Origin of the sequence: Streptomyces sp. NPDC049813 (assembly GCF_044465085.1) — a bacterium.
Classification (GTDB): Bacteria; Actinomycetota; Actinomycetes; order Streptomycetales; family Streptomycetaceae; genus Streptomyces.
Window position 1 is genome coordinate 216,379 of record NZ_JBITLI010000009.1, and the last position, 13,369, is coordinate 229,747.

Sequence of the window (13,369 nt, forward strand, 5' to 3'; positions counted from 1 at the left end):
TGGCCGGGGGCGGCGGAGAGGTAGGGGCCGGACGGCGGAGGTGGGGCCGTGGGGGCCGCCGCGGGAGCGGGTCCCGGGAGGTCAGTCCCTGCGGAGGTCCTCCAAGGTCGCGGCCGCACCCGGGAGCCGGGAGCGGGCGGGTGCCATCAGGCCGTCCAGGAACAGCTGGAGATGGCGGTGGACGAAGCGGTCGAACTCCAGGCAGGCCGTGCCCGGCAGCGGCCGGGTGAGCTGGGAGAGGGCGACCATCAGATCGCCGACGCCGACGTCGGCGCGCAGCTCGCCCGCGGCGCGGGCGCGCCGCATCAGTTCCTCGATGCCGGCGGTCAGCCGGTCGAGGGCGGCGAGCACATCCGGATGGTCCTTGTCGAAGGTGGCGTGCAGCGTCGGGCAGAGCGCGCCGATGCGCTCGTCCGCGGCGGCGTGCACGAAGGTCCGCAGCGCGTCGAAGGCGCCGCTCTCGCCGGCTTCCTCGGCGGCGAGGGCCTTCTCGGCGTGGTCGGTGACACGGTCGGTGACGGAGAGGACGACGTGGTGCATCAGCTCGCCGCGGTCGCGGAAGTTCCGGTACAGCGTGGCGTTGCCGACGCCCGCGCGGCGGGCGGTCTCGTCGAGCGGGAGATCGGTCCCGTACTCCACGAGGAGCTCGCGCGCGGCCGCGACGATCCGCTCCCGGTTGCGCACGGCGTCGGCCCGCGGGCGCGGGTTGCGGCGCTGCGGCTCGGTGGGGGCGGCGGTGGCCACGGCTGTCTCCTTCTGTCGGCCGGTCCTCGGTCGGTGGCTTGCTCCGGACGGAAGTGGGGAGCGACTCCCCGCTTCGTGCGGACACAGGTCTAAACGGGGAGAGCCTCCCCGGTTATTTCCGGCGTCTTATGTGACCTGCCTCACAGCACGCTAGCCCACATCGCCTGTGGCCTGCCTCACACCTCCTCGGGGCTCCCCTCACACTTCCCCGTCCGCAGAACCACCCGACCGGCCCACCCAGCGCGCGTCCCGCACCACCCCGACACAGGGTGATCGAAAGGGACCCGAGGGTGAGGGCGGTTCGGATGCGCAAGCAGCGGATACGCAGGCGCCGACGCGGCGCGACACTCGCCGGGGCGACCGCGGTGGCCCTCGCCCTGACCATGACCGCCAGCACCGGACGGCTGCTCGACGGCACCCCGACCGCAGCGGGACCCGTCGCCCCGGCCCGGGCGGCCTCACTCGCCCCCTGCATGATCCGCGGCGCGATGGGCGTCCAGATGTCGGAAGGCGTGCCCACCGGCCCCGGTTACGCCCACTCCACTGGCACCGTCCACGCCCTCAACCTCATGATCGACTTCCCGGACGCGCCGGGCGAGGGCCGCGCGAAGGACCGGCTCAAGGAGTTCTTCCCCAAGACGCAGGAGTGGTTCCGCACCGGCTCCTACGGCCGCCTCACCTACGTCCCCGAGGCCCCGGTCACGCACTGGCTGCGGATGCCCAAGGCCTTCGCCGACTACGGGATAGACCGCGGCGCCCCCTTCGAGCCCGGCTACCGCGAACTGGTCGACGACATCGTGGCCGCGGCCGACCCGGACGTGGACTTCCGCCGGTACGACCTGGCGAACATCCTGGTCACGCCGAACGCGGGGCCCTCCGCGCTGGACACCGTCCTGTCGGTGACGTTCGCCGGCAACCGCGAGGCGCCCGTCGCCGACGGCGTCCCGCTGGCGAACGCCTCCTTCGTCTACTCGCGCCAGGACGACGGCTCCGGCTCCTACGCCGAGACCGGCTACCGCGTCCTGCCGCACGAGAACGGCCACGTCTTCGGGCTGCCCGACCTCTACACCCCGGACGGCGGCGGCGCCGTCGGGCACTGGGACATCATGAGCGAGGACTGGGGCGCCGGGAACGACCTGCTCGGCTGGCACAAGTGGAAGCTGGGGTGGCTCGACGACGCCCGGATCGCCTGCGCGGCGCGCTCCGGCACGACGGAGCGGCTGCTGGCGCCGCTCTCCCGCGACGACGGCGACTCCGGCACGAAGATGATGTTCGTCCCGCTGACCCCGACGACGGGGTACGCGGTCGAGGTCCGCACCCAGGAGGGCAACGACGACGCGGTGTGCCGTCCCGGCGTCCTGATCTACAAGGTCGACGCGGACGTGGACACCGGGCGCGGCCCCGTCACGGTGAAGGACGCCACCCCCGACAGCGGCGGCTGCACCCGCCGCCCGAACGTGCACGCGGAGCTGTCCGACGCGACGTTCCGGGCGGGGGACGTGTTCCGGGACCGGAAGGCGGGGGTGCGGATCTCGGTGGCGGGGGTGGACGGTGACGGTAACTACCGGGTCTATGTCACTCGGCGTTAGAGGGGCCTGTGGCCTGGCGGGGCGGGCGGGCCCCGGGGCCGGACGGGCCTGCCCCAGGACCTGAAGGGCCGGCTCCGGACGGGCCCGCCTCGGCGCCGGGTGGTTGCTCCCCGTCGGCGAACCGCCCCCGCACCTCCCGCTTGAGCACCTTCCCCGTGGCGTTGCGCGGTAGCTCCACGTCCTGGACCAGTACGTGCGCGGGCACCTTGAAGGCCGCCAGCGACGCCGCGGCGAACGCGCGCAGGGCCGCCGCGTCCACCCCGGATCCCGGCCGGGCGCGCACCACGGCGGCGACCTCCTCGCCGAGCACCGGGTGCGGCACCCCGACGACGGCCGCCTCCAGCACGTCGGGGTGGCCGTGCAGGCAGGCCTCGACCTCGACGCAGTACACGTTCTCGCCGCCGCGGATCACCATGTCCTTGATCCGGTCGACGACGCTGATCCGCCCCTCGTCCATGACGGCCAGGTCCCCGGTGCGGAACCACCCGTCGGCCGTGAACGCCGCCTCGGTCGCGGCCGGGTCCTGCCAGTACCCCCGGATCAGGCTCTGCCCGCGCAGCAGCAGCTCGCCGACCTCGCCCTCGGGCAGCGGCTCACCGCCGGGCCCGGCGATCCGCGCCTCCACGGCGGGCGCGGTCCTGCCCACGCTCGCGGGCCACCGGCGGTACTCGTCACCGAAGTTGGCGGTCACGCCGCCGAGCGTCTCGGTGAGGCCGTAGCCGTTACGGGGTTCGATGCGCTCGCCGTGCCGTTCGGCGAGACCCGCGACCATGTGCGGGGGCGCCGCCGCACCCCCGGTGTTGAACATGGTCAGGGTCGCCAGCGGGTCCCCCACCTCGGCGGCCCGCTCCAGGAGTTGCAGCGCGGTGGTGGGGACCCCGCCGAACGCGGCGACGCCGTGTTCGCGGATCGCCGCGAGCGCCGCGTCCGGGTCCCACTTGCGCAGCACCACGATCGTGCCGCCCGTGGCCATCGCTCCGTAGAAGCCGGTGAACGCCGCCACGTGGAAGAACGGGAAGGTCAGCAGCCCCACCGGGGCCGGCCCCTGCCCGGGCACGAGGCCGCGCGCGAGGGCGGAGAGCGCGGCGAAGTACCGGGGGTTGGCGATCGCCCCCATGTGGGCGCGGTGCGTGGCGACGGCGCCCTTGGGGCGGCCGGTCGTCCCGGAGGTGTAGAGGATGGTGGCGTCGGCCTCCGGGGCCACCTCGATGTCGGGCGGCCCGAGCAGCGGGTCGGCGGCGGGCAGTTCCGCGTACCGTTCGACGCGCGCTCCCGCGACGACCTGCCGCCCCTCCTCGTGGCAGACGAGGAGCCAGGGCGCCTTCTCCCCCAGTCCCGCCCGCCAGGCGGCGATCCGCTCGTACCGCTCCCCGTCGACGAGCAGCACGCCGGGCCGGCAGTCGTCGAGGGCGTAGGCGAACTCCTCCGCGGTCCACCAGGCGTTCAGCGGCACCGCCACCAGGCCCGCCAACTGGGCCGCCCAGAAGCCGACTTGCCATTCGGGGTGGTTGCGCATGGCGATCGCGACCCGGTCCCCGGGCCGCAGCCCGTACCCGCCCGCGTCCTCGGCGGCCAGGAAACGCCGGGCGAGCGCGCCGGCGGCGGCGAAGAACGCGCCGTACGTCATCCGCCCGCTCTCGGAGATCAGGAACGGGGTGGAGCCGAACGCCCACGTCGTCTCCACGAACTCCCGCAGGGTCCGCGGCCCTTCGGCGTAGGCGAGCCGGCCGTCCTCCCCCCGCTCCACGGCGAAGGGCGCACCCGGCGCGGTCAGCAACGCTTCCAGGGAATCCATCCCCGGACGCTACGTCCGCGGGCCGGGGCCCCGTCAAGACGGCCGACAGGGCGTACGCGTCGCCGCGCGGTGCTACTCGCGCGTGCCCGCCGGCTCCACCGGCCGGGTGCGCAGGGCGAGCGACGCGGGCAGGGTGGCCGCGAGGACCGCGAGCAGGGCGCTCGCGGCGATCACCGCGCCCACCGTCGGCCAGGGCACGACGACCGCGGAGCGCACGTCGAGCAGGCCGAGCGCGATGCGCACGCCGAGCAGGTTCACCGCCGAGACGGCGGCGCCGAGCACCGCGCCGACCACCACGACCAGCACCGACTCGACGGCGACCAGGCGCAGCACCTGCCACTTCGTGGCGCCCGTCAGACGCAGCGCGGCCAGCTCGCGGACCCGGTCGCCGGTGGCCATGACCAGGGTGTTGGCGAGCGCGATGCCGGTGTGGACGAGGGCGATGGCCAGGATCATCAGCAGGCCGAACCGGGTGGACTCGCTGGAGCGCGGGTAGTGCGCCCCGATCCACTGTCCGGCGCCGAGCACCTCGACGCCGCTCGCCGCCCCCGCCGCCCGCAGCCGCCGGTCGACGGCGGCCCGGTCCGCGCCCGCGGCGACCTTGATGTCGACGCGGTCGATCCCGGCGCCCGCGGCGTTGCGGGCGCTGACGTAGACGCCGTTGTCACCGGTACCGACGGCGAGGACCGCCGCGATCCGCAGGTCCGCCTTGCGGCCGTCGCCCAGCCATACGGACACCCGCTGACCGACGCGGGTGGTCAGCCACTCCTCGTTGACGACGATGCTGTCGTCGTCGAGGTCCGTCAACTCCCCCGCCACCACCGGCAGATGAGCCACTGTGGCGAGATCCGCGGCGCTGCCCACCGCGCGGGCCTCGGAGCGGACCAGGGCGGTGCCCTCCTCCAGGACCGTCACCCCGGTCGAGCGGGACGTGCTGACCGTCACGCCGGGGACGGAGCGGGCCGCGCGGACGAACCCGGCGGGCAGTGTCCGGCCCGCGTCTCCCGCCGAGACCACGTAGTCGGCCCGGGTCTGGGTGCGGGCCTCGGCGGCCTTCGCCTCGTTGACGGTTGCGGTGGTGCCCATCAGGGAGCAGGCGAGGGCGACGGTGATGATGACCGGCGCGGCGACGGCCGCCGTCCGGCGCACCCCGGCCGCCGCGTTCTCCCGGGCCAGCATCCCCACGGCGCCCGGCAACCGCGCCGGCAGCCAGGTCAGCAGCCGGGTCAGCGGTCGCACCAGGACCGGTGCGAGCAGCGCGAACGCCACGATGAGCAGCATCGGCTGGGTGAGGTACGTCTTGCGCTTGAGCACGTCGCCGGGGTTGTCCACCAGCGCCATGACCAGCAGCCCGAGCCCGGTGAGCAGCACGGCCCCGGCCACCGCGCGGCGGCTCCACGGCAGCGCGCCGCTGTCGACGGCCGACTCGCGCAGCGCCGCCGTCGGGCCGGTCCTGCCCGCCCGGAAGGACGCCACGACGACCCCGCACAGCGCCACCGTCAGGCCGGTCCAGAACGCGGCGTGCAGCGGCCAGGTCTGCTCCCCGATCCGGAACCAGGCCGGGGCGATCCCCTGCCCGGACATCCAGGAGGCGAGCCGCGGCGCGGCCCACCGCCCCAGCAGGCAGCCGGCGCCCGACGCGAGGACCCCGACCACCAGTGCCTCGGCGTACACCAGACGCCGCACCTGCCCGGGCGTCGCGCCCGCCATCCGCAGCAGCCCGAACTCCCGCCCGCGCTGCGCCACGGCGAAGGTGAACGTCGACGCGACCACGAACACCGAGACGAACGCGGTGATGCCGGCGGCGGTGCCGAGCAGGGCGTTGACGGAGACCAACGCCTCCTTGTCGCGATCCGGATCGGGGTCCGCGCGCCGCCGGTCGTCGCCGGTCAGCACGGTCATGCCGGAGTCGGCGTCGACGACTGCGCGGACCGCGGCCGGATCGGCGTCCACGGTGACGCGGTCGATGCGGGGCGCGAGGCGGGCGGCCTCGGCAGCGGTGAAGAACACCGCCGACTCGAACCCGGCCGCCGGCACCGTACCGACGACCGTACGAGGACCGGTGCCGTCCGGGGTGGCGACCTCGATCCGGTCGCCGGGGCGCACGCCCGCGCCAGGCCCGGTCGTGACGACGACCTCGTTGGGCGCGGTGGGGGCGCGTCCGGCGGTCAGACGGTAGGGCGTGGCCGCGGCGACGGCCCAGGAGTGGCCCACGAGCGCGGCGTCCGTGCCGATCCGCCGCCCGGCGTCCGGCACCGCCACCGGGAACGTACGGTCCTCGGCGACCGCGCCCACCGCCGCCAGCTCGCGCACCAGCTCCTCCGGTACGGGCCGGGGGTCGGTCAGGACCGAGGTGCGCTGCCCGATCGAGGTGTCGGCCGTCAGCTCGTCGGTGCCCTGCACCACGACGCGGGCCTCGGCGAACCGTTCCGTGCCCCGCTCCGGAGCGTCGAACGTCGCCGCGAGCGCGAGGCCCGTGGTCGCGATGAGCGCGACGCCGAGCGCGAGCGCGACGAACGAGCCGACGAAGGTGACCCAGCGGGTGCGCATGCCGCGCAGCGCGAGACTCAGCACGACGCCACCGCCCCGTTCCCGGCGGGACCGACGCTCGGCGCGGCCTTCGCGGGGACGGCGCTCAGCGCGGCCGTCCCGTGCGCCACCGACTCCGCCGGCACGCTCGGCTCGGCGCACGACGCCACCGCCCCGTTCCCCGCAGGACCGACGCTCGGCGCGGCCTTCGCGGGGACGGCGCTCAGCGCGGCCGTCCCGTGCGCCACCGACTCCGCCGGCACGCTCGGCTCGGCGCACGACGCCACCGCCCCGTTCCCGGCAGGACCGACGCTCGGCGCGGCCTTCGCGGGGACGGCGCTCAGCGCGGTCATCCGGTGAGCGACCTGCTCCGCCGTCGGCGCGTGCAACTCACCGTGGACACGGCCGTCGGCGAGGAAGAGCACCTGGTCCGCGTAGGAGGCGGCGACCGGGTCGTGCGTCACCATGATCACGGTCTGGCCGCGGTCGACCATCGCCCGCAGCAGGGCCAGCACCTCACGGCTCGTGGTCGAGTCGAGCGCGCCGGTCGGCTCGTCGCCGAAGAGCACCTCGGGCCGGGTGACCAGGGCGCGGGCGAGCGCCACGCGCTGCTGCTGGCCGCCCGACATCTCGCTGGGCCGGTGCCCGGCGCGCTCGCGCAGGCCGACCTGCTCCAGGACCTGAAGGACCTCGCCGCGCCGGGGGCGGCGCCCCGCGAGCCGCAGCGGCAGGGCCACGTTCTGTTCGGCGGTGAGCGCGGGCAGCAGGTTGAAGGCCTGGAAGACGAAGCCGATGCGCTGCCGGCGCAGCAGCGTCAGCTTCTTCTCGTTCAGCCGGGTCAGGTCGGTCTCCCCGAGGAAGACCTGCCCCGCGGTCGGCCGGTCGAGCCCCGCCGTGCACTGCAACAGGGTCGACTTGCCGGAGCCCGACGGGCCCATGACGGCGGTGAAGGTCCCGCGCGGGATGTCGAGACTGACCTGGTCGAGCGCGGTGAGCGCGTTCTCGCCGGTGCCGTAGGAACGGGTGACGGAGCGGAGCCGGACGGCTGCTGGGTTCATGACGTCCACTCAATCGGGGTTGCCCGGCGGGTACATCGCAGTGGGACGGAGTCTTGGGGGTGGAGGTAGCTCTACCCTTCCCGTGCGGGACAGGTGGACCCGGAAGTGGACCTATCGGGGTGGTCCTGGCGCCAGGGGGCGCCATAGCGTGCGCCGCATGCACCCGCACTCCCCCACCATCTGGGCCCGGCTCCACCAGCCCCGCTACCTCCGCGGCGGCTGGCCCTGGCGCGCGGCCCTGTACCTGCTCAGCAGCGTCGCCCTCGGCCTGGTCACCCTGGTCACGCTCGTACTGCTGGCCGTCGCGGGCGGCGTGCTCACCGTCGTGGTCGTGGGGCTCCCGCTGCTGCTGGCCCTGGTCCTCACCGGGGTGCCGCTGGCCTCGGTCGAGCGCCGCCGGCTGCGGCTGATCGACAGCGAACCGCTCGCCGACCCGCACCGCGAACCGGACCGCACCGGCCTCACCGCCTGGCTGCGCACCCGGCTCCAGGAACGGGCGACCTGGCGCGAGTTGGGGTACGCGGTGCTCTTCGCCTTCCTGCTGTGGCCCCTGGAGGCGCTTGTCGTGGGCTCGGCGCTCCTCATGTGCGGCGGGCTGCTCGCGACGCCGGTGCTCATGGCGTTCGACGGCGAGGAGGCGCGGGTCCTGAAGATGTGGATGGTGCACAGCTGGCCGGGGGCCCTCGGAACGGCCCTCGCCGGGCTGCTCCTGCTGCCCGTCCTCGCCTACCCGCTCGGCGCGATCGCCGCGGGCCGGGCCGCCCTGACCCGCTTCCTCCTGGCCTCCCCGGCCGGCGAACTCAGCAGCCAGCTAAACGAGTTGAGCAGCTCCCGACTCCGTATCGTGGACGCCTTCGAGGCGGAGCGGCGCCGGATCGAACGCGATCTGCACGACGGCGCGCAGCAGCGGCTCGTCGCCCTGTCGATGACGCTGGGCCTCGCCCGGCTCGACGCGCCGCAGGGCCCGCTCGGCGCGCTGCTGACCAAGGCGCAGGACGAGGCGGCCACCGCGCTCGTCGAGATCAGGGAGCTGATCCGCGGCATCCACCCCCAAGTCCTCACCGACCGGGGCCTGATGGCGGCCGTGGAGGATCTCGCGGACCGCGCCACGATCCCGGTCGACGTGGACGTCGAACTGCCGGACCGCCCCCCGGAGGCCATCGAGACGGCCGTGTACTTCGCGGTCAGCGAGGCCCTCGCCAACGTCGCCAAGCACAGCGGCGCGAGCCGGGCGACGGTCCGCGGCCGCCTGGAGGCGGGCCACCTGATGGTGGAGGTCGAGGACGACGGCGGCGGAGGCGCGGACACCGGCTCGGGGACCGGTCTGCTGGGCGTCGCCGATCGGCTCTCGGTCCTGAACGGCCGTTTGCTAGTGTCCAGTCCGCCCGGCGGCCCCACCCTGTTCCGCCTGCGGGTCCCCCTGCGATGAGGAAGAGCATGCTGCGCATCGTGCTGGCCGAGGACAGCGTCCTGCTCCGGGAGGGACTCGTCGGCCTCATGGAGCGCTTCGGCCACCAGGTGGTCGCCGCCGTCGGCACCGCGGACGAGCTCACGCAGGCCGTCCCCGCGCACGACCCGGACATCGTGGTGACCGACGTACGCATGCCGCCCGGCTTCTCCGACGAGGGCCTGCGCGCGGCCCTCGCGCTGCGCCGCGGCCGGCCGGGGCTGCCGATCCTGGTGCTCAGCCAGTACGTGCAGCGCTCCTACGCCGAGGACCTGCTCGACTCCTCCGACGGCACCGGCGTGGGCTACCTGCTCAAGGAACGCATCGGCCACGTCGAGGAGTTCATCGACGCGGTGCACCGGGTCGCCGAGGGCGGCACCGTCGTCGACCCCGAGGTGGTCCGCCAGCTGATCCGGCACCGCCGCGACCCCCTGGCCCGGCTCACCACCCGCGAGCAGGAGGTGCTCGCGCTGATGGCGGAGGGCAAGTCGAACGCGTCGATCGCGGCGGCGATGGTGGTCAGCGAGGGAACCGTCAGCAAACACTTCGGCTCGATCCTCACCAAGCTCGACCTCACCCTCGACGACACGACCAACCGCCGAGTCCTGGCGGTCCTCACGTATCTGCGGGGGCGGCCGGGGGCGGCGTAGGAGAGGGGTGCCGCGACAGGGCGGAGCACTCCGGACGCCGTGTGCCGGTGCCCTCGGCGCGGCGCCTGGACCGGTCCGCGGGGCGCCAGGACAGGCCTGCCGGACAAGTCGGCCCGACGGCCCTCGTCGTCAGGGTTCCGTCACGATCCGCGCCATGGCGTCCAACCGGCGCTAGCATCACCGGAGCTGGAATGATCACCGTCGGGGGGCGCAGGCATGCCGAGCTATCACGAAGTGGTGACCACTGATCTGTCGACGCTGACGACGGCGGCGCAGAATTGGGACGACATGGCGAAGGAGCTCCACGACACCGTGGAGCCCGCCTACCGCGACGACGTGCACGGCATCTCGCTGGGCGGGCCCATCTGGAACGGGCTGAGCGCGAGCGCGGCCCATGCCCGCTTCGACGTCACCCTCAAGGAGATCCAGGCCGCCCAGACCGAGGCCAAGGCGGTCGCCTCGCTGCTGCGGGACGCTCACACCCAGTTCGTCGACCTCAAGAAGGCCGTCGAGCGAGCCCGGGACGACGCCGTCAAGGCGGGCATGAAGGTCTCCGACCAGGGCGTGTGCCATTTCGACTTCTCGAAGGTCAGCGAGCAGGAGGCCTTCGCCATCCACCACGACCCGGATCTGCGCGAGACCGAGATGTCGTGGACCGCGCACATAGCCGCGGCGGTCAAGGCCGTCGCCGACGCCGACGACGGCGTCAGGATCGCCCTGAACGCGGTCGTCAAGGACACCGATCCCCTGCACGGCATGCCCGGCGGATTCAACGCCGGCGCCCAGGGCGACGTCGAGGTCTACGAGGCGGACGAGGTCGAGGACATCGCCCGGCGCGTCGCCGACGGCAAGAAGGTGTCGGACGCCGAGATGGCGGGGCTCCAGCGGGCGTTGCGTGACAACCACGACGACAAGGCGTTCGGCCAGGAGCTGATGCGCGACCTCGGCCCGCACAAGACGATCAAGCTGGGCAACGAGCTCAACGACCGCCTCCAGGACGCCGACGGGCCCCAGAGACTGCAGCTCGCGGAGGTCGAGAAGAACCTCGCGAACACCATGGCCACGGCGACCGCCGTACCCGGCAGCGTGAAGGACATGCCGCCCGGCTCACCCGCCTTCACCGCGTGGGTCAACAGCAAGGACGGCGCGTTCTACAAGGAGTGGACGGAGGGGATGAAGAAGGAGGGGACGAAGAACTTCGGCCCCAACACCAACCCCCAGTACGGCTACCAGTCCTACGTCAGCCTGATGCAGCACGCGGACCAGGACTTCGACGACCAGTTCCTGTACGACCTCGGTGACCAGACCATCAAGGCCGAGAAGGACCACCCGGGCATCTTCACCATGTGGGGCCCCGGCCACAAGGGCATCGAGACCGACGCCGTGGACGGCGTACTCGACCTCATGAGCCGCAATCCGGACGCCGCGACGGCGTTCTTCGACCCGGCGGGCAACGGCTCCGGCGCCGACCACGTCGGCAACGACCACCTCACGTACCTGGCGGGCAGCGGCGACGGCGCCCGCGAGTGGCCGAAGAACACCATCACCGGCTACGGCGTGACCGACTTCGACGACCCCACCAGCCGGCTGGGGCTCGGCCGGGCGCTGGAGGCGGCGTCCACCGGGCATGAGCCGCTGACGGAGGGCGAGTCGGGCGGCAGACCGGGGCCGCACACCGCCGCGCAGGCCCGGGTCATGCAGCACACGATCGAGGTGCTGGACGACGGCGCCGGCGGCGAGGACGTCCACGCCAATCTGCGCAAGCCGCTCGGTCACGCGATCGCCGACTACGCCATGGACAACCACAACATCCTCGCCGAGAACGGCACCAAGTACGGCAGCCCACAGGGCAAGGACGGCATCTGGACCGAGGGCGACCACGCGGGCATCACCGTCGGCAAGGACAGTCTCATGCGTGTCATGCGCGGCGTCTCCGCCGACGACCAGACGTACGCCCTCCTGCAGGACACCCAGCGCCAGTACGCCATGGACCAGATGACCCAGGCACCGGACTCCGCGGGCAGCGGCAACGACGCCTGGAAGAACCCGGCCCGTGACCTCGGCGCCGTGACCGGTGCGATGAACTCCATCGGCTCCGACGTCATCCTCGACGAGCGCGACGGCAAGATCTCGGCCGCCAACGACATGGCCAAGTACGCCTACCACGGCGCCGGCGCTCCCATCACGGGCCTGCCCGTCCTCGGCGACACGGCACAGCGCCTCATCGACGCGGGCACCTACGAGTGGTCCAAGGATGTCGCGGACGCGGCCAGTTCGCAGGCCCAGGAAGAGAACTCCGACCACTACTCCTCCGGCATCAACAGCACGTACGACATGATCGACCAGTGGGCCGCGGACCGGGGCGTGGACGTCGACGACGAGAACAACTCCCGGCACGACCCGAACTGGGACGCGTGGCAGGCGATGCGGGACGAGGCGAAGCAGTCGTACGGCACGTCGCGCGGTGACGCGGCTGTCTACCTGGGTTGGGAGTAGGGCACGTTGGAACAGCAGACACAGCCCCTCGACAGTGCGGCCGCGGACCCGGCGCCCCGCCGGCGTTCGCGGCGCGGCGCCTGGACCACCGCTGTCGTGGCGGTGGTCGTCCTGCTGGGTGGAGCGTTCGCGTACTTCAACACGAACGTCCTCAACTCCGCCCGTCTCTGCCATGGTTGGGTGAGCCCGGACGAGGCCGCAGCCGCTCTCGGCGGCGGTGCCGGCCGGGTCGTCGCCTCCGAGGACTCCGCCACCAGTTGCACGATCCGCCTGGAGAGCTGGCTGCCAGGACCGACCACGCAACTGAACCTGCGCGCCGTGGCGGAGCAGTCCGGCTTCCCGTTCCGCAAGGGCGCGTGGGAGGTCTCCGGCGCGCGGCACGTCCTGTCGGGCGGCGCGCACGGCGCGTACGACGAGTACGGCGGCTGGGCGCTGCTGCCGACGGCCTGCAAGAAGGCGACGGACGGGACCGGCCCGAGCCCCGTCCTGCGCGCCGCCGTCACCAGCAGGGACGCCGCGGGAGACGCGGCCGGCATGGGGCGGCTGCTGACCGGGGCGAGCGGCGCGCTCGCCGACGCGGCCGACTGCGCGGCACCGGGAGACGCAGCCGGCACGGCCCGCGACACCGCCCCCGCCGCCGTCAGGGCGGCCGACCTCGACAAGGTGTGCGGCATCAGCGGCTTCCGGCTCCCCGAGGCGCGCGGCCCCAAGGGCCGGCGCATCACCGAGCAGGTCACCGGAACGCTCCGGCAGGGCCTCTACTGCGACCTGTCCTTCGACGGCGACGAAGAAGGCCCCTTCGCGCGCCTCGCCGTCGTGCACGACGCGGCCCTCGTCGCGACCCTCGACCACCGTGACTTCACCCGTGCCCGGTGCGACGGCAAGAACACCGTCCTCGCCCACGACCTCAGGTACCTCGACGACTCCGCACGTGCGGCGACGCGGCTGCCGGACACCGCGGACTTCACCAGGACGTTCGACGAAGCGGCCCGCACGGCGATGTCCTGCGCCTGACAGGGGCCACCGACCACGGACACCCGATCCAGGGGGAGGCAGCACAC

General features: G+C 73.6%; 8 protein-coding genes and 1 pseudogene. 5 read left to right on the plus strand and 4 right to left on the minus strand.

Translation table 11 applies throughout. The features are described from left to right. Positions 1-81 precede the first annotated feature (81 nt). Positions 82-744 (minus strand): TetR/AcrR family transcriptional regulator, encoded by a 663-nt coding sequence (locus ACIBW6_RS20280; protein ID WP_399061399.1) that lies wholly within the window; start codon positions 742-744, stop codon positions 82-84. A 305-nt stretch (positions 745-1,049) separates the two neighbouring features. On the opposite strand from ACIBW6_RS20280, the gene ACIBW6_RS20285 reads away from it, so the two are divergent. Next, positions 1,050-2,333, plus strand: coding sequence for a M6 family metalloprotease domain-containing protein (locus ACIBW6_RS20285; RefSeq protein WP_399061401.1), 1,284 nt, complete (start codon positions 1,050-1,052; stop codon positions 2,331-2,333). Here ACIBW6_RS20285 and ACIBW6_RS20290 read toward each other — a convergent pair. From ACIBW6_RS20290 to ACIBW6_RS20300, 3 genes and pseudogenes are all read right to left on the minus strand, one after another. Continuing rightward, positions 2,320-4,128 (minus strand): class I adenylate-forming enzyme family protein, encoded by a 1,809-nt coding sequence (locus ACIBW6_RS20290; protein ID WP_399061403.1) that lies wholly within the window; start codon positions 4,126-4,128, stop codon positions 2,320-2,322. The genes ACIBW6_RS20285 and ACIBW6_RS20290 overlap by 14 nt on opposite strands. Positions 4,129-4,200: 72 nt before the next feature. Then, a complete protein-coding gene (locus ACIBW6_RS20295) occupies positions 4,201-6,702 on the minus strand; it encodes an FtsX-like permease family protein (protein WP_399061405.1) in 2,502 nt (833 codons plus the stop codon). 284 nt (positions 6,703-6,986) lie between these two features. After that, a pseudogene (locus tag ACIBW6_RS20300) lies at positions 6,987-7,715 on the minus strand (ABC transporter ATP-binding protein); the annotation flags it as partial. 157 nt (positions 7,716-7,872) lie between these two features. On the opposite strand from ACIBW6_RS20300, the gene ACIBW6_RS20305 reads away from it, so the two are divergent. The 4 genes from ACIBW6_RS20305 to ACIBW6_RS20320 all read left to right on the plus strand — a co-directional run bounded on the left by ACIBW6_RS20305 (position 7,873) and on the right by ACIBW6_RS20320 (position 13,322). Beyond that, positions 7,873-9,144 carry a sensor histidine kinase gene (locus ACIBW6_RS20305; protein WP_399061407.1) on the plus strand — a complete coding sequence of 424 codons (1,272 nt, stop codon included), beginning with the start codon at positions 7,873-7,875 and terminating at the stop codon, positions 9,142-9,144. Between the two features lie 8 nt (positions 9,145-9,152). Beyond that, on the plus strand, positions 9,153-9,812 hold the full coding sequence (locus ACIBW6_RS20310) for a LuxR C-terminal-related transcriptional regulator (protein ID WP_399061409.1): 660 nt from the start codon (positions 9,153-9,155) through the stop codon (positions 9,810-9,812). A gap of 216 nt (positions 9,813-10,028) precedes the next feature. Beyond that, on the plus strand, positions 10,029-12,308 hold the full coding sequence (locus ACIBW6_RS20315; protein ID WP_399061411.1) for a hypothetical protein: 2,280 nt from the start codon (positions 10,029-10,031) through the stop codon (positions 12,306-12,308). Positions 12,309-12,314: 6 nt separating this feature from the next. Further along, complete coding sequence (locus tag ACIBW6_RS20320; RefSeq protein ID WP_399061412.1) at positions 12,315-13,322, plus strand: hypothetical protein; 1,008 nt, start codon at positions 12,315-12,317, stop codon at positions 13,320-13,322. Positions 13,323-13,369: the final 47 nt, after the last annotated feature.